This window comes from Dyella sp. NPDC103356 (genome assembly GCF_055584465.1).
Genome location: NZ_JBVJLZ010000004.1, coordinates 384,147 through 405,855, shown reverse-complemented (window position 1 = coordinate 405,855; position 21,709 = coordinate 384,147). Strand labels below are relative to the sequence as shown.

Sequence of the window (21,709 nt, the reverse complement as noted above, 5' to 3'; positions counted from 1 at the left end):
ACATAATCCGCGCAAGTAGCAGCGTGCGCTGCATGCGGCAATAGCAGGAAAAATGAAAATATCAACGCCCACGCATAAGGCGAGCGGATAAACGACATTGATCGCGCAATAATGCGCGACAGCGACGGGCGATAATACATGATCCCTGGCTCCCCTAATTGCGCCCGAAACCGACAAGCAGCGGCGCCCCATGTGGTGCGCACTGGCCACTTGCCGCATTCGAGCTGCCCCGGCTTCCCTCAGCCGTCCCCTTTGCCACCTGCTGCAGTCCGTTCCTCGGAATAAAGCAGTCTTGCCAATACTCCACTCCCAGGCCGTACTGAACCGGATTAGTGGACCCCCGTATTGTGACGCGCCGCACAGATAGCTTGTCAAGTTACCCGTATCTGAGCCACAGTAATCATATACCGCGGACCTGGAACGGCCGCGCGTCCACCAGGGGGAATTTATGACAATGCCGTATCTAGGGCAGATCATGTTCACGCCGTACACTTTTGCGCCCAAAGGCTGGGCGCAGACCAACGGCCAACTGTTGCCTATCAGCCAGAACTCGGCGCTATTTTCGCTGCTTGGTACTTATTACGGCGGAAATGGTACGAGTAATTTTGCGTTGCCGGACCTGCGCTCGCGCACGCCTGTCGGCATGGGTAATTCCAGCTCCGGCACGGATTACGTTATTGGCCAATTCGCAGGTACCGAGAGCGTCACGCTGCTGAGCACCCAGATGCCACAGCATACGCACACGGCGAGCTACAGCACGACAAGCGCCACGGCACGCAGTCCTACCAACGGGCTGTTTGGTAACACGGGGAGCAATTCCATTTATGCCCCCGCCAACGGAACTCCTCAAGTGCCGCTGAACTCTACGACGCTGAGCATGACTGGCGGCACTCAGCCTCATTCAAACCTGCAGCCGTACCTGGTGCTGAATTTCTGCATCGCCTTGACCGGCATTTTCCCTTCGCGCGGCTGACCCGGAGATCGCTCAATGACCACTTGCTATGTCGGCGAAATCCGTCTGCTGCCCTACAACTTCGCGCCAGCCGATTGGCACGATTGCGACGGTTCCTTGATGTCCATTGCTGAGTACCAAACGTTATACGTGCTGCTCGGCACGACCTTCGGTGGCGATGGCATACAAACGTTCGCCCTGCCCGATATGCGCGGGCGCGTACCCATTCACAACGGTACCGGTAATGGGTTGAAAACCTACCTGCTTGGCCAGCGCGCGGGTGACGAAGGCATTACCCTCACTACCCAGCAGATACCGCAGCACACCCATACGATGTTTGCTACCTCCGCTGGCGCCAATACTGGCGTCCCTAGCAGCACGGTCGAACTCGGAGCAATCAGCAACGATTCCCTTTACACCAATAGCATCAACGGCCTGAGTGCGAAACCCATTGTCAACAACATGATTGGCAACTCTGGTGGCAGCCTGGCCCATGAGAACCGCATGCCCACGCTGACGATGCGGTTCTGCATTTCCCTGTTTGGTATTTTTCCATCTCAGTCCTAAGTCATCGAGACGTGTTGCAAATCATCAGGGGAATCCATCATGAGCAATCCTTTTACCGGTGAAATCCAGCTTTTTGGCTTCAATTTCGCTCCCATGGGATGGTCTTTCTGTAACGGCCAGATCCTTCCGTTGTCGCAGAACACCGCGCTGTTTTCATTGCTTGGAACAACGTACGGCGGCAACGGCAGCAGCACCTTCGGACTGCCCAACTTGCAAGGTCAGGCCGCCTGCTCGACAGGCCAAGCCCCCGGCTTGCAAGACTACGAGCTGGGCGAGATATTCGGCGCCGAGAATGTAACCTTGCTGCAAGGCGAAATGCCGATGCACAACCATACCGCAAACGTTTATAACCAAACCACGAATGCCAACAGATTCGGCAGCCCAAGCAGCAATTATGCGTTGGATATCCCGGCCAACTTCGGCCCATTCACTACCGCCAACAACGCAGGTGGCGCGTTTCCATTGCCCATGATCGCCATTGCCGGCGGCAGTCAGGCGCATAACAACCAGCAGCCCTATCTGGCGGTCAACTTCTGCATCTGTTTGAACGGCGTTTTCCCGCCACGGCCTTGAACACGCCATTGCCGGCATTCCCGCCTGGGCGGGTGCTACTGCAGGCCATCACTACCCAACTCGATGACATCGAGTTGGGGCTTCGTAGCGCCGATGTTACCGACTTTCCTTTCCTGCGCCGCCTGTATGCAGACTCACGTGCTGCCGAACTTGCCGGACTTCCCTGGCCCGAAGAGACAAAACAGGTCTTTTTCGACAGCCAGTTCGATATGCAACATCGCCACTACGTAACCCACTACGCAACGGCCGATTTTCTGATCGTACTTCGCCAACACGAACCGATCGGGAGGCTCTATTTGCATGAAACAACTGCAGAGCTGTGTATCGTAGACATCCTGCTGGGGCAAGCCGCCCAAGGCCAAGGCATTGGCTCGGCACTATTGCTTTGGATAAAGAGCGGCGCGCGGGCGCGTAAACTGGCGACACTCGGCTTACATGTCGAACTAGGCAACGTAGCCGCGCGCCGCCTTTATGAGCGACATGGATTCATGGCAGGCGATGTCAATGGCACACATCTGCGAATGACTTGTGGCGTGTAATACGAAAGCTCAGTTGAACAAAGCCTGGTAAATGAACCCGCTCCGGTCGCGCGCGATGGGAACCAGGAATATGCCCAAGTCGCCCATCGACTCGTTGTGCATGCTGTAGGTCCGCTGCGGAAACACCACCGCTGCCTCATGGCGGAACAGTAGCGAGAACGGCTCGCGCATCGCGCCGGGCACCGGTTGATGCTGAAGCGGCCTGGCCTCAACCAGAACGAACGGTGTGCGGACATTTTCAATGTCGACCATGAAGGTCTCATTGAGATGGGCCGCGAATTGATCCAAACGTAGAAACTGCATTGTCTTTCCCCCTGTGTGGCGCCGAGCATGCCCAAGCTGGATGGGGCTTTCAATATGAAAATACTGGTTTGATGCGGATCGCTTGAATTTGCGCTCTGCGGCGAGATTAACGCCCCTCTGGCGCATGCAGCGCCTTGATGATTTCCGCCACGGCATCCCCGATACCCGTGCTCGTATTGACGCTGATACCCAGCCGCGCAACGACCAGATGCTCCGACGGAATCACGATGACGTACTGGCCCATCGCGCCACGCGCGTAATACATGTCCCTGGGTAGCTGTGGAATACCCCAGGGGGCGTCCCAGACCGGCACGCTGCCCTGGTTGACCAGGTTGGTCCAGAAGCCTGCACCGTAGCCTGTATCCAAGGTCTGCGAGTGGCTGTAGGCGGCCCAGCCTTCGGGCAGGATGCGCTTGCCGTCGGCCACACCGTCGTCGAGATACAACTGCCCGAAACGCGCGAAATCACGGGCGGAGGCATAGACGTGACTGGAGCCGATCGGCGTGCCGGCGAGATCGGTTTCGATGACGGCGCTGCGCATGCCCAATGGCGCGAACAACGCATCGCGGATAAAACGCTCGGCCATCACCGCATCGTGCGCGCCGGCCGCGTCCATCGCGATGCGCGACAGCAGCACGTAGCCGACATTGCTGTACGCCCAGGCGGTGCCGGGCGGATGAACGAGTGCCTGTTGCGCCGCAAAGGTTGTCATGTCGTTTTGCAGAAACCACATCCGCGCCATTGGGTTGACCGGATCGTCGGTCTCGTCGAAGGGCAGCCCACTGCTCATGCGCAATAGCTGATCGATCGTCACCGCATGCCGTGGGTCGCCCGCTGCGCTCCACGCCGCGATCGGCGCGGCCTGTGCGGTCGTGAGTTTTCCTTCGCGTACCAGCACGCCGATCAGTGCGTGCGTGATCGACTTGGACAAGGAATGTCCCCAGATTGGCGTATCGGGACCGTAGCCGGGCGCATATCGCTCGGCGATCAACTTGCCGTCGTGCAGCACGACCACGGCCTTGGTCAGTCGCGGCCGGGCCGGGTTGGGCTCGGCAAACGCCATGTCGAGGGCTCTGCGCATGACCGGATTCGTGGACTCGACGAGTCCGACGGGAAAAGCGGGATCGATCGGCGACGCCTTCAGCCCTGCTGCATCGGGCACGGGTACATCGCCATGCAGCAGCACGCAGCCCAGGCCATCGCGATACACCGCGCGCGAGCCGAACGCGCCCAGCACCGACGTACGCACCTCGTGCCGATCCTGATCCACGCGATAACGCACGGCCCATGCAATCACTCGCATCGTGGGCATCTGCTCTTCCTGGAACATCCGGTCGGGATCCACATGCGACGTAAACGCTGCGGCGCACAATGAACGGCTGACCGAATTGCTGCCGACCTGGATGGCTTCTCTTTTCACCACGACGGTCACGACGACCGCTGCAACGGCCAGGACGATCAACGCCAGAAGCAGGCGCCTGATGATGCGCAACAGCATGTTTATTCCCCTCGCTCCCCGCCCCACCGCGGTTTTTTATAGGTCGTACTTTATACAGTTCAGTTAATCCCGTCCGCCCCGGTCGATTCCGGCAAGCTTCTTACAAATAGTGAGAAGCAATTCCGCATTTCATGGTCGAAAATAACTATAGGTTATGTCCACCGCATGCCCAGGCATTTTTCAAATGCAAAGGAATATGCGGAAAAACGGCCCGAGTCGGGGCCTATCGTGCGTTTGAAAACCGTGCCTTTCCAGCATCCGCCTTCTGACCAGAGCGCGGGCCGGGGAAGGCTTCCCATTCGATACGATCAAGGAGCCACACCATGCAAACCCAAGACACCATCTCGAGCTGGCTGAGCCACTCGGACAATCAGAGCAATAACCCTGCCGGCCCGCTTTTCATTGCTGGCGCACTGGCCACCGAAGCGGCACTGACCCAGACCGACGCGGATATGAACATCATTACCGCGAAGACGACCATGTCCTGCGCAAACGGCTGCATTTGTTGTTAAACGCCTGACGCAACGCGTAGTCCGGCCGGCTGCGCGTTGCCTTTCGTGCGGGACATTACCCCGCCGCCCGGCCCGCATTTAAACAGCGCTACACCCATGGCTTGTATACAAAGCCACTCCAGACTGCTTCGTACAAATAGTGAGAAGCAATTCCGGATTTCACATTCGGAAATAACTATAGGTTATGACTACCGCATGCCAAGGCATTTTTTAATGCAAAGGAATATGCGGCAAAACGGCCCGAGTCGGGGCCTATCGTGCGTTTGAAAACAGTGTCTTTCCAACACCCGCCTCCTGACCAAAGCGCGGGCTGGGAAAGGCTTCCCATTCGATACGATCAAGGAGTCATGCCATGCAAACCCAAGACACCATCTCGAGTTGGCTGAGCCACTCGGACAATCAGAGCGACAATCCTGCCGGCCCGCTGTTCATTGCCGGCGCAGTGGCCACCGAATCGGCACTGACCGCCACGGACGCGGAGATGAACATCCTCACCGCCAAGACCACCATGTCCTGCGCAAGAGGCTGCCTCTGTTGTTAAACGCTTGAGACAACGCGCAGTCCGGCCGGCTGCGCGTTGCCTTTCGTGCAGAACACTTCCGCGTTTGAGCGAGCGATTCCATGGCAGATACCCACGACGATACGGATGCCTTCGGCGACATCATCGCCTGCTTCACCGAACCGCACCGCGACGTATTGGCAGCACGCCTCACCGCCTGGTCGCCGCAACTGGACGATAGCGAACGCGACCTTATCGGACGCATGGCGGATGCGGCATTGCATACCCATGCACGGCTCAAGCTCAATCGCGTCCTGTTGCTCGAGTTGCACGCAGCCAAGCTGGAAGGGCTGCTGACAGCGAACGATGAATCGGCACGCTTTGCCCAGTTCGTGGAACTGGCCTGTAAACCGGCGTTCGTCACTCATCTGGATACACGCTACCCCGTACTGCGCTCTCGTTTGTACCGCATGCTCGATCGGCAACGTCACGCTATCGAAGCGATGACCGAACGCTTTATCGCCGACCGCGATGCGTTGACGACGTTACTCGGCAAGCCGGCGGGGCGGCTGCTCGCCTTGACGATGGGCGAAGGCGATCTGCATGCCGGCGGTCAGGCTGTCGCCCGCCTGACCGTGGAAGGCGGCCAGATCATGTACAAACCGCGCTCGTTGCGCATCGATCATGTGCTCGAGAACTTGCTGGACGCGGTGTTTGACGACGACCCGGATCGCATCCGCGTACCGCCGGTGATCGATCGAGGCGATTATGGCTGGGCCGCTTTCGTCCCTCATCGCTATTGCGACGGTGACGATGAACTTCGTGCTTTCTACCACCGCATGGGCGACTGGCTCGGGATATTGCGCCTGGTGGGCGGCACGGACATTCATCACGAAAACCTGATTGCGGTCGGCCCCACACCGACGGTGATCGACGCGGAGAGTCTTTTCGCACTGCTTCCCAAAGTGCCATCGTCGCCTTATGGACATGCTCACGAGCTGGCGCAGGGACTGATTCGAAGTTCGGTGCTGCGTACCGGCATCGTGCCGTTTCGCGCGCCCGCGCTCGGATTCGATGGCGTGGACGTATCCGCTGCCGGCGCATTGCCCGATCAACAACCTCAGTTGCAGGTGCCGGTGATCGTCAATGCCGGCACCACCGAAGCGCGGCTGGATATCGTCGATATCGACGTGGAACACTCGCAGAACCATCCCGATCCGCGGCCGGATGTGTCGCTGTACTGGGATCGGATCAGCGAAGGCTTTCTCGATACCAGCCGCCGGCTGCGCCACCTGGATGCGACCGGGCAGCTCGCCCCGATGCTCGATGCCTTCGAAGGCTGCGTCGCACGCGACATCCTGCGACCGACCCAGGCGTACGTGGAGCTGGGGCGGATGCTGTGGCATCCAGCCTCATTGCACGACGAAGCGCCAGGTATCGAGCGTGCGCGAGACTTGTTGGCGCGCAATGCCATCGTGATGCCGATCGCACCCTCGTCCCCCGAAGCGATCACTGCGGAAATCGACGATCTGCGCCACGGCGACATCCCGGTATTTTCCGCGCCGCTCACGCGCGCGCGCATCGATGGGGCGCTGGCCGACTGGCGCGGCATGCGCATCGACCTGGAAGAACTGACTATTCGCAGCGCGCTGGTCATCACCTCGCTCAATCAGCGTTTCGCCGCCTCTCCTGCAGCACGTGACTTCTATCCGCGCCATCCGCACAGCGACCATCTGGAAACGCGTCGCCGCCAGCTGCTTACCGACGCCACCGAACGCCTGCTACGTCTTTCGGTGCGAGGCAACGATGGCTCGGTCACCTGGATCACGCCCGAAACCTGCCAGGACGGCTGGATGGTGCAACCGCTGCAGTCAGACGTGTATTTCGGCATGGGTGGCGTCGTGATCGCGCTGGCCGGGTATCGGCATGAAGTGCAACTCGATCGCGCAGATCCCGTGTCCGGCCTGGACGAGACGCTGGAGGGTGCACTGCAGACATTGCAAGCGCTGGAGCAGGACAAGCCGCGCACCTTTGGTGGCTTTACCGGTTACGGTGCGCGCGTCTGGACCTGGCTCACGCTCTACGATCTGCTGCCGCGCGCCGCCTGGATCTCGCGGGCCGCGGCTGTGGCCCAGGCACTGGAGAGCGAAGGCTTCGAACAGGACACGCTGTTCGACATTCTCGACGGCGCAAGCGGTGCCATCGTTCCGCTGTTGCGGCTGGCCGAACTCACCGGCCAGCCGCGTTGGTTGGCATTGGCGGCGAACGCAGGCAGGCACCTGGAGAAGTCTGCGATCCTCGACGATCAGGGCCGGACAAGCTGGATAACTGCCAATTCCGATCGCTCCATCGGCGGCTTCGCTCATGGCGCCGCCGGCATTGGATGGAGCCTGGCCAGACTGGCGCTGAGCGACGCAGGCTCTGCCATCGATCGTGCTCGCTGGCAGAGCCTGGCCAAGGCGACCGAGGCATTTCAAAACTCGCTGTATGACCCGGCGTCCGGTAACTGGTACGACTTGCGCCATGGCGACAACAAGCCTGGTTATCACACATGGTGCAATGGCAGCGTCGGTATCGGCCTGGCGGCGAGCGACCTGTATGCGCGCACGCGCGATCCGCGTCATCTGCATACCGTGCGACAGGCGCTACGTGCCTGTGAAAGCATGTGGGGCATAACGCATACGCTATGCCACGGCGATTTTTCACTGTGGGAGTTCCACTCGCGCGCGACAGTACTGGATCCGACGGCCGCCGCACTGGACCGCAATGCGGCGGTCGCCCAGGTGGTGTCTTCGATCGAAGAAAACCGCGGTGTCATCGGCGGTATGACCCGCGCGGCATTTACGCCCGGCCTGATGACCGGACTGGCCGGAGCGGTGCACGGCCTCAGCCGTATGCATCCCGAATGTCGATTGGGGTCGCCTCTGTTGCTGGAGGCGTCCGCGTGATGCGGACGCTCCGCATCTCGACGGTGCTTAGCCGAACGCCCTGAGTACGGTGAGCAGGCTGGTGAGGTTGTCGGCAACGCCGGTCTGCGCGATCTTTTCTGTCGCACCGGCAGCGGCGGTCGTGTCCACCGAGTAGATCTGCATGACGCCCTGATTGGCGGCCGCCTGTGACAAGGTGTTTTGCTGTTGCTGCGCGGACACGGCGTTCTCGAACAGGATGCCGGTGGCGTGCGACATGGATTGGTATGCCTTTCCAAGGTCTACCGCTGCGAATTCGCGAAGAAAGGCCTCGAGTTGCTGTACTTCCTGCGGCGTGAGCGGGCGTTTCAGCCAGGTCTCGGCAACACTACGCAGCTGAGCCAGCTTTGCCTGATCCAGATCCGTCATGGGGCTTCCTTGGTGTGTATGGGAGAAAAATTGCGTGGTGCAGGATAGCTTTCGAATGGGATGTTGATAAAGCCACTGTTCTTCGCAGGAACGGTTCAAAGAGATCCATCGTCATCCCGGCGCAGGCCGGGATCCAGTGGCTTTGTGATCGGTTATCGCGAGAGCCAATAAGCATCTGCTCTATCGCGAAGACCGAAAACCGAAGCCACTGGGTTACTCGCTTTGCTCGCCCCTTCGGGGCCGCCCTGCGGGCGTTCTACGCGCAAGCGCTAGTCCGGCCTGCGCCGGGATGACGGCTAGGGAGGTTTTCGATATTCCCTTTCGCTGCGAACTATTCCCCGTGCACGCGCAACACCAGTTTGCCGGTGCTCGTACCCTCAAACAACCGATTCAACACTGTCGGCGCATTCTCCAATCCTTCGGCGACGGTTTCGCCCGCCTTGACCTTCCCTTCCTTGACCCAGCCAATCAAGTCCTGCACCGCTTTCTGGCTGTCACGATAATCGAACGCCAGAAAACCACGCACGGTAAGACGCTTGACGATGATGACGCTGTAATCGTCCGAAGGACGGCCGCCGTTGGCGTAGTTGGCAATCAAGCCACACAACGCCACACGGCCACCGTTGACCATGCGCGACATCACCGCGCGCATCACCGGGCCGCCGACGTTTTCGAAATTCACATGCACCCCATCGGGCGTGGCTTGCTTGAGCTGCTCCTTCCAGTCGTCGGCCTTGTAGTCAACGGCGGCATCGAAGCCGAGATCGTCAATCAGATGACGGCACTTGTCGGGACCACCGGCGATACCGACCACCCGCGCACCACGCAGTTTGCCGATCTGGCCGGCGATCGAACCGACCGAGCCGGCGGCGGCCGATACCACCAGGGTTTCCCCAGGCTGCACAGGCGTGATTTCGGTCAGACCATAGTAGGCAGTGATGCCGCTGAAACCGCAGGCACCAAGCAAGGTCGGTAACGACACTGGCGGCTTGGGCGGCAGCTTCACCCAGTCCTTGGCGCGCGCTTCGTCGAGCACCGCATAGTCCTGCCAGCCGACCAGGCCCTGCACCAGATCGCCTTCGGCATAGTGCGACGAACGCGAGGTGATGACGCGCCCAAGGCCCAGGCCACGCATGGTGTCGCCAATGGCCACCGGCGGCATGTACTGTGGGATATCGCTCATCCATACGCGGTTGGTCGGGTCCATCGATAGATACAGCACGCGCACCAGCGCCTGACCTTCGGCCAGCTCGGGTACGGGCAGCTCGACCAGGTCGAAATTATCCTGGCGCACCAGGCCTTCGGGACGCGTTTTCAGCCGTAGCTGACGATTGACAAGCGACATGGCTAACCTCATTGGAATCGGCTGGTTGAATTCAGATGGCGCAGGCGCCACCGTCGACGACCAGCTCGGCGGCGGTGACGTAACGACTTTCGTCGCTGGCCAGGTACAGGACGGCGTAGGCCACGTCGTCTGGCTCGCCAAGGCGACGCATCGGGATGCCGCGTGTCAGCTTGCGCGTGGCTTCCTCTTCGCCCAGGGCATCATAAAACGGCGCGACGATGCCGGTGCGTACAAACGCCGGATGGACCGAATTGCAGCGCACATCGATCTTCTGTCGGGTGCAATCCATCGCGACCGATTTGGTCAGCATGGCCACCGCCGCCTTGGACGTGTTGTAGGCCGCGTAATCCGGATCGACCTTGAACGCCGCCAACGAAGAGATATTGACGATCGACGCCGGCTGCGCCTCACGCAGATATGGCAAGGCATGTTTGCAACCGAGCAAAATGCTTTCCACATTGATGCTCATGACGCGGCGCCATTCTTTCAGTTCGATCTGTTCGACCGAACCGAGCGAACCGATGCCTGCGTTGTTGACCAGTACGGACAGGCCGCCCATCGCCTTGGCAGCCTGATCGAGACGCTCGATCCAGGTCGCTTCGTCGCGGACATCCTGTGTAGCCGCCCATGCCACCGTATTGCTCAGCTCGCGATTGATCTCATCGGCCACGGCCGTCACAGCGTCCGCATCGATGTCGGTAAGAAAGACCTTGGCGCCGTGGCGAGCGAACATACGCGCCATCGCAGCACCCAGGCCGCCGGCAGCGCCGGTGATAAATACTTGCTTGCCTGCGGCGCGCGGCGCTACATGGTTGTTCATGGATTCCCCCTGGCTCATACGCTCAAGTAACCCCCGTCCACATTCAACACCGCACCGGTGGTGTACGAGGCAGCATCGGAGGCGAGATAAAGCACCGCGCCGGCCATTTCCGATGGCTGCGCCACGCGGCGCATCGGCACGTGCGCCAGCGCCTGCTTCAGGATCGCCGGTGTATTGACCAGCACCGAAGCGAACTTGGTATCGGTCAGCCCCGGTAGCAGCGCATTGCAGCGCACACCCTGTTCGGCGCATTCGACCGCAAAGGCCTTGGTCATCGAGATCACGGCAGCCTTGGTGATCGAGTAGATGCCCTGTTGCATACCTGGCACCACACCATTGACCGATGCGACGTTGACGATCGAGCCGCCGCCGTTCTTGATCATCAGCCGTGCGCCGTGCGTGGACATGTAGAAGTAGCCGCGGATATTCACGTCGACGGTTTTCTGCAGGATCGACGGCTCGGTGTCGAGAATATGTCCGAAGTACGGATTGGTCGCGGCGTTGTTGACCAGGATATCCAGGCGACCATGGCTCGCTCCCACCTGGGCATACAGCGCCTCGATCTGTTCGAGCTCGCCGATATGGCAGGCAATCGCCTCGGCCGAACCGCCCTCGGCCTTGATGCCGTCGACGACGGTCTGGCAATCGGCCTGACGTCGGCTGGACACGATGACGTGCGCACCGTGTTGTGCCAGCAGACGCGCGATGTCCGCGCCGATGCCGCGACTGGCACCGGTGACGATGGCGATTTTTCCGCTGAGATCGAATGTGTTGGGGGCTGTCATAGATCGCTCTTGTTGGGGTTGCATCGCCATGCCGTCCAAGGCTTCATCGCAGCGTGATCCATTCGCATGAGTTGCCGTGTTCCAGATGAGGCCAGCTGTTGTACGTCACGAGACTGGCACCATGTGCACCGAGGCGCAGCCGCGTCATGCCGCTGTTGACCAGGGGCCAGCTCAGATGGAAGGTCTGCTCGAGCGGCACGCCCAGTAACGTACCGACGATCACGGCAATCGGACCGCCCGACGTAAATGCCCAGATCGACGAGGCTGATTGTTGCTGCAATTGCGCCAACGCATCGAGCACCCGCTCGCGGAACATCGGCCAAGTGCAGCTGTAGTCGGCATCGTGCTTGCCGCCGATCCAGCGATGCAGTGCGGCGACGAACAGCTCCTGAAAGGCACGCTTGGGGTCGCTCTCCTGCTTCAACGCCTCACGTAACTGGCCTGCGCCGGCCAGATCCGGGCGTTGACGAGCCAACAGTTCGTGGTGATCGACTTCGTCCAGGCCGTCGAGCAACAACGGTTCGGCCTCGACCTTGGCAGCGGCCAGGCAAAGCGTGGCGGTATCGCGATGACGGACGCGTGGCCCGATCGCGACCAGATCCGGCGCCTGCCCGCACTTTGCCAGCCACGCTCCCAGTTCGCGTGACTGCTGCTCGCCGATGCCGGACAGACGGTCATAGTCTTCCGCATGAAAACTGGCCTGGCCATGGCGGATCAACAGCAGTTCGCGTGCGACCTTAGCCATGGGCTTTTTGAATCACGCGGCGACAGCGTTGGCCCATGTAGCGCGCGGCATCGCCGAAGCCGGCGAATTGCGGGTTGCTGGTCTGGCCCAGCGCAAAACGGCGATAGATCTGCTGGATGATCACCATCAGGCGAAACAGGCCAAAGGCCTCGTAGAACCCAAAGGCCGACACGTCCAGCCCACTTTGTTGACCGTAGTACGCGATGACCTCGCGACGCGTCAGCATGCCGGCCTCGTGCGTGGGTTGGCGACGGAACGATTGGAACACCGGATCGTCGTCGGCCTGCACCCAATAGGCCAGCGATCCACCCAGATCCATCAGAGGATCGCCAATCGTCGCCATTTCCCAATCGAGTACGCCGATCACCCGCAGCGGATCGTCCGGGTCGAGCACGACGTTGTCGAAGCGGTAGTCGTTGTGGATGATGCAACTGGCGTTGTCGCGCGGTGGTTGATTCGCCGCCAGCCACGCCATCACGTCCTCGCACGCATCGGCACCTTCGGTCATGGCCTGGCGATACCGTTCGCTCCAACCCGATACCTGACGGGCAATATAGCCCTCGCCCTTGCCCAGGTCGTGCAGGCCCGCCTGCGTAACATCGATGCGATGCAATTCGATCAGGCGATCGATAAAGGTCACGCAAAGCTTGCGCACGCCTTCGGCATCGAGCCCAAGTTCGGCCGGCAGGTCGCGGCGCAGGATGCTTCCGCGCAAACGCTCCATCACATAGAAATCGCTACCGATCACCGCAGCGTCATCGCAGCGCGCGAGAATCGCCGGTACATACGGGTAGCTGCCACGCAGCGCCGCCATGATGCGTGCCTCGCGCAACATGTCGTGAGCCGCCTTGGCCTTGGCGCCGGCCGGCGGACGGCGCAGCACCAGTTCACGATCGGCATAGCTGATCAGATAGGTGAGATTGGATGCGCCGCCCGGAAACTGCGCCACCTTGGGCGCGCCTTCGAGGCCGTCGATATGCGCTTTGAGGAAGCTATCGATGCGCGCCACATCGAAGGCGTCTTCTTCGCGCACAGGGCGAAGCTGGTCGCGAAGTTCGCTCATGTGGTTTCCTTGCGGATTTGTTGCGCCTTCGCTTCCAGGCGCGCGACGACCGCACGGTGCACTTCGTCCGGACCGTCTGCCAGACGCAGTACGCGCGCATAGGTGTACAGCCGCGCCAGCGGAAAGTCGTCCGACAGGCCGGCGGCGCCGTGGATCTGGATCGCCGCATCGGCGGCCTGCTGCGCGACCATCGGTACGACCACCTTGATTTGCGAAATCAGGCTGAGCGCCGCCTTGCTGCCTTGCGTGTCCAGCGTCCAGGCGGTTTTCAGCGTCAGCAGGCGCGCCTGCTCGATCGCCATACGCAGGTTGGCCACGATGTCGGCATTGCCACCGAGTTGCAGTAACGGTTTGCCGAACGCGACGCGTGTCGTGGCGCGCTCAACCAGGAGCGACAAGGCACGCTCGGCCGCACCCAGCGCGCGCATGCAGTGGTGCACGCGCCCGGGGCCCAGGCGACCCTGCGCAATCTCAAAGCCAGCGCCCGGCGCGAGAATCACATGATCCAGCGGCAGACGGACATGATCGAAGCTCATCTCGCCGTGACCGGAGGGTTCGTCGACGTCGTGAAACACCGGCAGCATGCGTTCGATGCGCACACCCGGATGATCGAGCGGGCAGATCACCATGCTATGGCGGCGATGCGGCTCCGCGTTCGCATCGCTCAGGCCCATGAAGATCACGAAGCGGCAATGCGGATGCCCGGCGCCGGTGGTCCACCACTTGCGCCCATCGAGCACGACCTCGTTGCCTTCGACGCGCGCGGTGGCCTGCATGTTCGTTGCATCGGACGAGGCGACGTCCGGCTCGGTCATGGCGAAGCCGGAACGAATCTCGCCGCTCAGCAAGGGCGCCAGCCAGCGCTCGCGCTGCATCGGCGAACCGTAGCGATGCAGTACTTCCATGTTGCCGCTATCGGGCGCAGCGCAATTGAAGACCTCCGGCGCAATAAACGAGTGCCCCATGATCTCGGCCAGCGAGGCGTACTCGACATGGCTCAGGCCCTGCCCGTCCTTGGCGTCGGGAAGAAACAGGTTCCACAGGCCTGCCGCACGGGCGCGGGCTTTCAACGCCTCCATCACCGGCGGCTGGCGCCATTGCCGGTGATCGGTACCGCCGACCAGTTGCTCGCGATACACCGGCTCGGCTGGCAGGACATCGTCCTGCATGAAGCGGCTTAGACGTTCGGTAAGCGCCTGGGTGCGCTCTGAAGGGGCGAAATCCACGGGAGTCTCCTTGGAATGCGTTGCAGAGTACGCCCGGGTCAGCCAATAATTGAAATGAATATGCTTTATGGCTGGTTATTAATTGTGTGAATGGATGCCATGGAGTGACTTCCAGGATTAACAGATGACCCTCCCTATTCGTCATCCCGGCGCAGACCGGGATGACGGTAGGAAAGACAGCGGTTATTTCGAGTTACCGCCATAGAAAGTTTGTTGTCGGAAATCTCTTCAGAGCCAACCTCATGGAACGCGACACCCGCATCGACCTCAACCTGTTTCGCGTGCTCGACGCGATCTACACCCATGGTGGGGTCAGCGCCGCGGCGCGCGCGTTGCATCTGACCCAACCCGCGGTGACGCATGCATTGGGGCGCTTGCGCGATCATCTCGACGATCCGCTGTTCGTACGCCAGGGCAATCGCGTGGTGCCGACGGAGAAAGTGCGCGCGATGATGCCGTCGGTGCAGTGGCATCTCAAAGCCCTGCTGGCGAGCACGCATACGCAGCCGAGTTTCGAACCGGCGCGACTGGCGATGGAGTTTGTGGTCGGTTTTCGCGACATTCTCGAATCGACCGCCCTGCCCGGCCTGATGGCGCGCATCGAGAGCGAAGCGCCCGGTGTGCGCATCGTCAGTCGCCGTGTCGCTGCCGACGACGTGGAACGTGAGTTGGCCACCGGTACGCTGGACCTGGCCGTCGACCGACCTCTGCGCGCAGGCCCCGCTATTGCGCGCCAGCATCTGCTGGACGAGTCGCTCGCGGTGGCGATGCGCCGCAAGCATCCGCTAAGCGCGTTGCTGCGCCGTTCCGACTACCTAGCCGCCGAGCACATCACCGTCTCGCCACTGGGCGAATCGAACGCGCTCGATACCTTGCTCGGACAGAACGGCATGTTTCGACAGGTCCGGCTGGTCTGCCAGCACTATTTCTCCGCCTGCCAGATCGTTGCGGGCAGCGATCTGCTACTGACCCTGCCGCAATCCTACGCGGCGCACGTCGCCAGCCTGCTGCCAATCGCCATTCATCCGCTGCCGATCCGGCTCAAGACCTTTCCGATTCTTGCCTACTGGCACAGTTCGAAAGACAACGACCCTGCACATGCCTGGTTTCGCGAGCAAATGACCACGGCCATTGCGCAGGCGCTGGGACCGCACGGCTCCTGACGATCAGGCGATCTTGGGTTTTGCAGCCGACTTGCGCTTGCTCGCGCGTGCCTGCTCGGTCATCTGTACGGCATGCGCATTCATGATCGCGCCGATCAACCCCGGAAAGCGTTGCTCGATTTCCTTGCAGCGCGTGGTGTTATGCATTTCCACGCCGTGGCGTTCGCTACGGATCAGCCCGGCTTCGCGCAAGGCGCGAAAATGCTGGGATAACGTGGACTTGGGAATCGTCTTGTCGCTGACCTGCGAGAAGTTCGTGCAGTTGAAGGCACAGCCGGCGTTGGCCATCTGCGCATAGATCGCCACACGCACGGGATCGGACAGCACGTGAAGGATGCCCTCCACGGTGATGTCTTCGATCGATGGATGGATCAGCGGTCTCATGCGGTCATTTTAGCCCCCCTTGACTCTTAGTTCCATAGTTCATATGTTGCGAACTATAGGATTTCTGATCCGCTTCTTTCCGTCCCACCTCCCGTCAAGGAACAGTCCATGAGCAAGCTCGCAGGTAAAGTTGCCGTCGTCACCGGCGCATCCAAGGGCATTGGCGCCGCCATTGCCAAGTCGCTGGCCGCCGCAGGCGCGTCAGTGGTCGTGAACTACGCTTCCAGCAAGGCCGGCGCCGATACCGTCGTCGAGGCCATTACCGCCGCCGGCGGCAAGGCTGTTGCCGTCAAGGGCGACGTGTCCAAGGCTGCCGACGCACAGGGCCTGATCGACGCCGCGGTCAAGCAGTTCGGCCGCCTCGATATCCTGGTGAACAACTCGGGCGTGTACGAATTCGCCCCGCTGGAAGAGATCACCGAAGATCACTACCACAAGCAGTTCAACGTCAACGTGCTCGGCCTGCTGCTGACCACGCAGGCGGCCGCCAAGCACATGACCGAAGGCGGCAGCGTGATCAACATCGGCTCGCTGGTCAGCCGCCTGTTCCCGGTGGGAAGCGCCGTCTATACCGCCACCAAAGGCGCGGTCGACGCCATCACCGGCGTGCTGGCGCAGGAACTGGGCCCGCGCAGCATCCGCGTCAATGCGCTGAACCCCGGCATGGTCGAAACCGAAGGCACCCACGCCGCCGGTTTCATCGGCTCGGACTTCAATACGCACGCCGTGTCGCAGACCCCGCTGGGTCGCATCGGCCAGCCCGATGACATCGCCTCGATCGCCGTCTTCCTGGCGTCGAGCGATTCGTTCTGGCTGACCGGCGAAAAGCTGTATGCCGGCGGTGGCATGCGCTAATTCGTAGAGCGACAACATCCGGCTGCGCTCCCGCAGCCGGATGTACGATAGGGCCTCGTTGTTCCCTCATTCGCCGATGCACATCGAGGAAGCCGTCATGTCGCGTTATCTTCGTGTCACATCTATCGCCGTCGTTTTTGCCGGGCTGATCTTCAGCCTGCCTGGCTTTGCCCAGGACGCCGCGAAAACCGATGGCCCCCAACCCAAACGCAGCATCCTCGATCGCCATGATCAGAGCGGCGTACCCGGCAAGGAGATCGTGATCGGTACGGCGGAGCTGCCTGCCGGCACGGTGATCGGCTGGCATACCCATGATGGCGACGAGTCGGGCTATGTGCTCAAGGGCGATCTGGTGTTGAAGACACAAGGCAAGCCTGACCAAGTGCTCAAGGCCGGCGATCATTTCTTCAATCCGCGTGGCGCCGTGCATAGCCTGGCCGCTGCGCCCGGCAGCCAGGGCGGTATGGCGGTGTCGACCTGGATCATCGACAAGGGCAAGCCGATCGCCGAGCCGGTGAAGCAGCCCTGACCTGGGGCTTGGGTGGCGGCAGCGGATAAGATCGGCCCACCGCCTCTTATCCCTGGATGAGTCATGCCGATCGCACGCTTGCGCCACACCGTTTACCTGTTCGTTCTGACTGCGAGCCTGTTCGGCGCGTCGTTGCACGCCCAAGAGGCCGCTGCTGCTTCTGACAAGACGATCAGTGTCGTCGTCGATGGAAAAACAACGGCACTGGATCACGCAGCGTTCGCCGGCATGCCACACGTCACCGTCACCGCTGCAGCCCATAACGATCCACCGAGCCAGTGGCAGGGCGTGGCGCTGCAGGATGTACTCGGACGCACGACCCTTCCCACCGGCGAAGCATTGCGCGGGCGCGCGCTGGCCCGCTTCGTGCGCGTGACCGCGTCGGATGGCTATCAGGTGATTTTCAGCGCCGCCGAGCTCGACCCCGCCTTCGGCGATCTGCATGTCATCGTTGCCGACCGCAAGGATGGCCAACCGCTGGGCAAGGACGGCCCTTATCGCCTGATCGTGCCGAACGACAAGCGCCCGGCGCGTTGGGAGCGCAATGTGCGTTCGATCGAGCTGGTCGATGCGTCGACGCGGCCGGCCAAGTAGGCAAGGCCAACGCAAACTCCCTGGAACCTCAGTTTCCATCGTCATCCCGGCGAAGGCCGGGACCCAGTGGCTTTGTGATCGGTTATCGCTAGCGCCAACAAGCGTCTGCGTTATCGCGAAAGCCGTAAACCGAAGTCACTGGGTCCCGGCCTTCGCCGGGATGACGAATAGGGGAGGTTTTCAACGAACACCGAAATCGAATTATCTTTCGATCGCAATGGCGAAACAGCAAGAAAATACGCATCAAGCAATGTGAACGTTTAGCCGTCTAAATTCACACGCTCGCGCACTGTTTCAACATTGCAACACTTATATTGCGCATTCGAATTGCCAAAGCCCTAGACGCCGTCGTTGACACCGGCGCATGATCATTTGCCCCGACTTCATGTTCGGGCGCCAAGGGTGCGTTCGCGAATTTGCATCGACAAATTTGCGCAAGCATAGGGGAAGACCGGCGAGCATCGCACACGATCTCGCGCCACTTGGGAGGTGGACTTAGAAAGCACATCGCGTCACACCAAACATCACAGGGGGCCTCGCTTTTTTCATTGGATTTCCAAGGAGTGAGTCATGAGAAACGAGCTTGTGATAGCTGTATCGATCGCTGCGGCCCTGGCCGCGTTGCCGGTGATCGGTATGGCACAGACCTCGGTATCGCAGAACGCCGCGCTTGCCGATATCGATACGTCCGAAGCAGCACGCGTCACGCAGACCGTAGACAGCCGCGCCATCACGGCCGTGGCCAATTCGCATCTAGCCTTTATTGCCGCAGCGAAGCCGACCGCGGCTGTCGCCGACTCCACCCCGATGAACCATATGCAGCTGGTGCTCAAGCGCAGCGCGAAACGCGCCGCCGCACTCGATGCATTGCTTGCTGCGCAGCACGACCCGACCTCCAACAAGTTTCATAAGTGGATCACGCCGCAGGAATTCGGCAGCCGTTTCGGTGCGAACGATGCGGATATCGCCGCGATCACCTCCTGGCTGACCAGCCAGGGCTTCACTGTCAACGGCGTCTACGCCAACAAGATGCAGATCGACTTCAACGGTACGGCCGGTGCGGTCAAGCGCGCCTTCCATACGCAGGAAAGCCGGTACACGATCAACAACGAAAGCCACATCGCCAATAGCGGCGACATCAGCGTGCCGACGGCATTGAAAGACGTGGTGACGGGCGTGGCCGGGCTTAACGATATCCGTCCCAAGGCACAACACGTGCAGGAGAAGCTGGCGCAGTTCAACGCGTCGTCGCAGAAGTTCAAGGTGAAGGAGCCGGTCACCACAGCCGCCAGCAGGCAGCTCAAGTCGCAAGTCAGCCCGGATGCGGTGACCTTTACCGATGGTTCGCGCGGCTTCTCGCCGTCGGACCTGGCCAAGATGTACGGCGTGGATACGCTGCACACCGCCGGCACCACGGGCAAGGGCATCACCATCGCGCTGGTCGAAGACGAATCGATGGTGCCGACCGACTGGGACAACTTTGTCTCGCAGTTCCAGCTGGGCAGCTACGGCGGCACGTTTGCGCAGGTTCAGCCGCAGGCGACCGGGTTTACCAACTGCATCGATCCGAATATCGCCTTCCCGGGCGAAGACGGCATCGAAACCGTGCTCGATGCGGAATGGTCGACCGCCATGGCACCGGGCGCCAACATCGTGGTGGCCAGTTGCGACGATTCCAACAGCAGCAACTTCTTCGGCGGCGTATTCACCGCGGCAACCAACCTGATCAACGGCACCTCACGGCCCAACGTGATCAGCGCCAGCTACGGTTATGGTGAAGGCTTCACCGACACCGCCAGCAAGACGGCGATCGATCTGATGTGGGCACAGGCGGATGCCGAAGGTATCTCGGTGTTCGTTTCCAGCGGCGACTCGGGCTCCAATCCGAGCTTCAACGGCAGCATCATCAATGGCGTCGGCGTCGATGCCAACGCGTTTGGTACCTCGCCCAATGTCACCGTCGTCGGTGGCACGGACACGGCCGACGTGCTCGATGGCACCACCAAGAAGTACTTCAACTCCACCTTTACCGCCGACTATGGCTCGGCCAAGTCGTACGTACCGGAGATTCCGTGGAACGAATCCTGCGGCAACGACGTTGCGGCGCAATCGCTGGGGCTCGCCAACGGGCTGGCTTTCTGCAAGCAGTACCTGACCTACGATCCGGAAGGCCTCTATGCCACTTCCGAGGCCGGTAGCGGTGGTCCTTCATCGATCGATGCCAAGCCTGTCTGGCAGCGGCTGGTGAAAGGCGCGGCCAAGGATCAGTCGCGTGACGTACCGGATGTCTCCCTGTTCGCCGGCTCCTATGGCGGCTATTCCTGGGTGATCATCTGTACCGATGCGTATCCCTGCGTGCCGAACTTCACCTCGCCGGTGTATCTGGAAGGCGGCACCTCGCTGTCCTCGCCGATGTTCGCGGGTATCCAGGCATTGATCGACCAGGGGCTGTCGGACAAGGGGCTGTCACCGAACCAGGGCAACGCCGCACCGACGCTCTATGTGCTGGCCGCGCAGGAGTACGGCGGCCCGACCGGCGCCTCACCCGACACCCTGGCCAAGTGCAGTGCGGACAACGGTACCAAGGGTACGGGCAAGTGCGTGTTCCACAACGTCACGCGCGGCGGCATCTCGACCCAGTGCATCCAGATCCAGGCATTCGATCAGGTCACCGACGACTGCTACTTCTACGGTTCGCTGAAGAACTTCGAGGGTTTCTATGGCCCGACCCAGATCGGCCTGACCTCGACCAATCCCAAGAAGTACAACGCCAACACCGCGGCGTACAACGCGCAGCCGGGCTGGAGCTTCGCGACAGGCCTGGGCTCGGTCAACGGCTCGAACCTGCTCGCTGCGTGGAAGAAGTTCGTCAACGCGCCCAAGTAAGTCAATGTCGGTAACGTGCTCAAGACCCCTGGCAGTATTCCTGCCAGGGGTTTCTTGTTTGCGCGTATTGCGAGATGCGCATGGCTGGTTAAAACGTTCGTTCGCGATTATCAGAAAAAACAAAACCAGCCCGGAGAACACACGCAGCTTAAAGGCCTTGTCCGGCCTCGCGTTACATCGTTTTCATGAGCTGCCAGCGGATGAAAAGGGATGCGACCCAAGTTCGCGAGCTATGAAAAATTTGCGTTGACGCCGCGCTAAGCACAAATCGGGCCAAATGGCCAAAAACAGAGAATTTTTGTAAAAGTCCTCCCTGTCACGTGATCTAGGTATCATTTTCGCCAAGCAACACACAGGGCAAGCGTTGCTACAGGGCAAGCGCCTCGACGGCGCGCTTTATAGGCTAGGGGTTTGAAGGGGGCTTTTCAGGGGACGCGCGACGGCGTGTATCAGCAGTAGTCGAACATCGAAACGAGTTTCAAAACATGCACGCCATGGCGTGCACGGGGAATGCGTGTGTCGCTTCTGCGCATTCC

Annotated in this window: 22 protein-coding genes; 12 read left to right on the top strand and 10 right to left on the bottom strand. The window is 60.8% G+C overall.

What is annotated here, in order from left to right; all coding sequences use genetic code 11:
• Window positions 1-448 precede the first annotated feature (448 nt).
• Genes ACZ6WW_RS11700 through ACZ6WW_RS11685 form a run of 4 tightly spaced genes read left to right on the top strand, consistent with a single transcriptional unit; the run spans window position 449 to window position 2,631 of the window.
• Window positions 449-973, top strand: coding sequence for a phage tail protein (locus ACZ6WW_RS11700; protein ID WP_465274335.1), 525 nt, complete (start codon window positions 449-451; stop codon window positions 971-973).
• Window positions 974-988: 15 nt separating this feature from the next.
• Window positions 989-1,519 (top strand): phage tail protein, encoded by a 531-nt coding sequence (locus ACZ6WW_RS11695; protein WP_465274334.1) that lies wholly within the window; start codon window positions 989-991, stop codon window positions 1,517-1,519.
• 39 nt (window positions 1,520-1,558) lie between these two features.
• Window positions 1,559-2,092 (top strand): phage tail protein, encoded by a 534-nt coding sequence (locus ACZ6WW_RS11690; protein WP_465274333.1) that lies wholly within the window; start codon window positions 1,559-1,561, stop codon window positions 2,090-2,092.
• Complete coding sequence (locus ACZ6WW_RS11685; RefSeq protein ID WP_465274332.1) at window positions 2,089-2,631, top strand: GNAT family N-acetyltransferase; 543 nt, start codon at window positions 2,089-2,091, stop codon at window positions 2,629-2,631. The genes ACZ6WW_RS11690 and ACZ6WW_RS11685 overlap by 4 nt, the downstream gene beginning before the upstream one ends.
• Before the next feature lie 9 nt (window positions 2,632-2,640).
• On the opposite strand, the gene ACZ6WW_RS11680 is transcribed toward ACZ6WW_RS11685, so the two are convergent.
• Window positions 2,641-2,934 (bottom strand): DUF6916 family protein, encoded by a 294-nt coding sequence (locus ACZ6WW_RS11680; RefSeq protein ID WP_465274501.1) that lies wholly within the window; start codon window positions 2,932-2,934, stop codon window positions 2,641-2,643.
• A 106-nt stretch (window positions 2,935-3,040) separates the two neighbouring features.
• Complete coding sequence (locus ACZ6WW_RS11675) at window positions 3,041-4,432, bottom strand: serine hydrolase domain-containing protein (RefSeq protein WP_465274331.1); 1,392 nt, start codon at window positions 4,430-4,432, stop codon at window positions 3,041-3,043.
• A gap of 323 nt (window positions 4,433-4,755) precedes the next feature.
• Between ACZ6WW_RS11675 and ACZ6WW_RS11670 the strand changes: the two genes are divergently transcribed.
• From ACZ6WW_RS11670 to ACZ6WW_RS11660, 3 genes are all read left to right on the top strand, one after another.
• Window positions 4,756-4,944: a DUF6229 family protein gene (locus ACZ6WW_RS11670; RefSeq protein ID WP_465274330.1), complete on the top strand. Its 189-nt coding sequence runs from the start codon at window positions 4,756-4,758 to the stop codon at window positions 4,942-4,944.
• A 352-nt stretch (window positions 4,945-5,296) separates the two neighbouring features.
• Window positions 5,297-5,485 carry a DUF6229 family protein gene (locus tag ACZ6WW_RS11665; RefSeq protein ID WP_465274329.1) on the top strand — a complete coding sequence of 63 codons (189 nt, stop codon included), beginning with the start codon at window positions 5,297-5,299 and terminating at the stop codon, window positions 5,483-5,485.
• A gap of 80 nt (window positions 5,486-5,565) precedes the next feature.
• Window positions 5,566-8,391: a type 2 lanthipeptide synthetase LanM family protein gene (locus ACZ6WW_RS11660; RefSeq protein ID WP_465274328.1), complete on the top strand. Its 2,826-nt coding sequence runs from the start codon at window positions 5,566-5,568 to the stop codon at window positions 8,389-8,391.
• A 27-nt stretch (window positions 8,392-8,418) separates the two neighbouring features.
• Here ACZ6WW_RS11660 and ACZ6WW_RS11655 read toward each other — a convergent pair whose 3' ends face one another.
• From ACZ6WW_RS11655 to ACZ6WW_RS11625, 7 genes are all read right to left on the bottom strand, one after another.
• Window positions 8,419-8,778 carry a RebB family R body protein gene (locus ACZ6WW_RS11655; protein ID WP_465274327.1) on the bottom strand — a complete coding sequence of 120 codons (360 nt, stop codon included), beginning with the start codon at window positions 8,776-8,778 and terminating at the stop codon, window positions 8,419-8,421.
• Between the two features lie 331 nt (window positions 8,779-9,109).
• Complete coding sequence (locus tag ACZ6WW_RS11650) at window positions 9,110-10,123, bottom strand: NADP-dependent oxidoreductase (RefSeq protein ID WP_465274326.1); 1,014 nt, start codon at window positions 10,121-10,123, stop codon at window positions 9,110-9,112.
• Between the two features lie 31 nt (window positions 10,124-10,154).
• Window positions 10,155-10,943, bottom strand: coding sequence for an SDR family oxidoreductase (locus tag ACZ6WW_RS11645; RefSeq protein ID WP_465274325.1), 789 nt, complete (start codon window positions 10,941-10,943; stop codon window positions 10,155-10,157).
• Window positions 10,944-10,957: 14 nt separating this feature from the next.
• Window positions 10,958-11,728, bottom strand: a complete 771-nt coding sequence (locus tag ACZ6WW_RS11640; protein ID WP_465274324.1) for an SDR family oxidoreductase — start codon at window positions 11,726-11,728, stop codon at window positions 10,958-10,960.
• A 43-nt stretch (window positions 11,729-11,771) separates the two neighbouring features.
• Window positions 11,772-12,473 carry a histidine phosphatase family protein gene (locus tag ACZ6WW_RS11635; RefSeq protein WP_465274323.1) on the bottom strand — a complete coding sequence of 234 codons (702 nt, stop codon included), beginning with the start codon at window positions 12,471-12,473 and terminating at the stop codon, window positions 11,772-11,774.
• A complete protein-coding gene (locus ACZ6WW_RS11630; protein ID WP_465274322.1) occupies window positions 12,466-13,536 on the bottom strand; it encodes a phosphotransferase family protein in 1,071 nt (356 codons plus the stop codon). The genes ACZ6WW_RS11635 and ACZ6WW_RS11630 overlap by 8 nt, the downstream gene beginning before the upstream one ends.
• Window positions 13,533-14,762 carry an acyl-CoA dehydrogenase family protein gene (locus ACZ6WW_RS11625; RefSeq protein WP_465274321.1) on the bottom strand — a complete coding sequence of 410 codons (1,230 nt, stop codon included), beginning with the start codon at window positions 14,760-14,762 and terminating at the stop codon, window positions 13,533-13,535. Before ACZ6WW_RS11625 ends, ACZ6WW_RS11630 begins: the two co-directional genes overlap by 4 nt.
• Before the next feature lie 242 nt (window positions 14,763-15,004).
• On the opposite strand from ACZ6WW_RS11625, the gene ACZ6WW_RS11620 reads away from it, so the two are divergent.
• Window positions 15,005-15,925: a LysR family transcriptional regulator gene (locus ACZ6WW_RS11620; RefSeq protein ID WP_465274320.1), complete on the top strand. Its 921-nt coding sequence runs from the start codon at window positions 15,005-15,007 to the stop codon at window positions 15,923-15,925.
• A 3-nt stretch (window positions 15,926-15,928) separates the two neighbouring features.
• On the opposite strand, the gene ACZ6WW_RS11615 is transcribed toward ACZ6WW_RS11620, so the two are convergent.
• Entirely contained in the window at window positions 15,929-16,309 is a 381-nt protein-coding gene (locus ACZ6WW_RS11615) for an ArsR/SmtB family transcription factor (protein WP_465274319.1), read from the bottom strand.
• A gap of 108 nt (window positions 16,310-16,417) precedes the next feature.
• Here ACZ6WW_RS11615 and ACZ6WW_RS11610 point away from each other — a divergent pair, with 108 nt between their 5' ends.
• From ACZ6WW_RS11610 to ACZ6WW_RS11595, 4 genes are all read left to right on the top strand, one after another.
• The gene (locus ACZ6WW_RS11610) at window positions 16,418-17,164 is read left to right on the top strand and encodes a glucose 1-dehydrogenase (protein WP_281851026.1); all 747 of its coding nucleotides are present in this window, start codon (window positions 16,418-16,420) and stop codon (window positions 17,162-17,164) included.
• A 97-nt stretch (window positions 17,165-17,261) separates the two neighbouring features.
• Window positions 17,262-17,693, top strand: coding sequence for a cupin domain-containing protein (locus tag ACZ6WW_RS11605; RefSeq protein ID WP_465274318.1), 432 nt, complete (start codon window positions 17,262-17,264; stop codon window positions 17,691-17,693).
• Window positions 17,694-17,756: 63 nt separating this feature from the next.
• Window positions 17,757-18,287 carry a molybdopterin-dependent oxidoreductase gene (locus tag ACZ6WW_RS11600; protein ID WP_465274317.1) on the top strand — a complete coding sequence of 177 codons (531 nt, stop codon included), beginning with the start codon at window positions 17,757-17,759 and terminating at the stop codon, window positions 18,285-18,287.
• 570 nt (window positions 18,288-18,857) lie between these two features.
• Complete coding sequence (locus ACZ6WW_RS11595) at window positions 18,858-21,173, top strand: S53 family peptidase (protein WP_465274316.1); 2,316 nt, start codon at window positions 18,858-18,860, stop codon at window positions 21,171-21,173.
• Window positions 21,174-21,709: the final 536 nt, after the last annotated feature.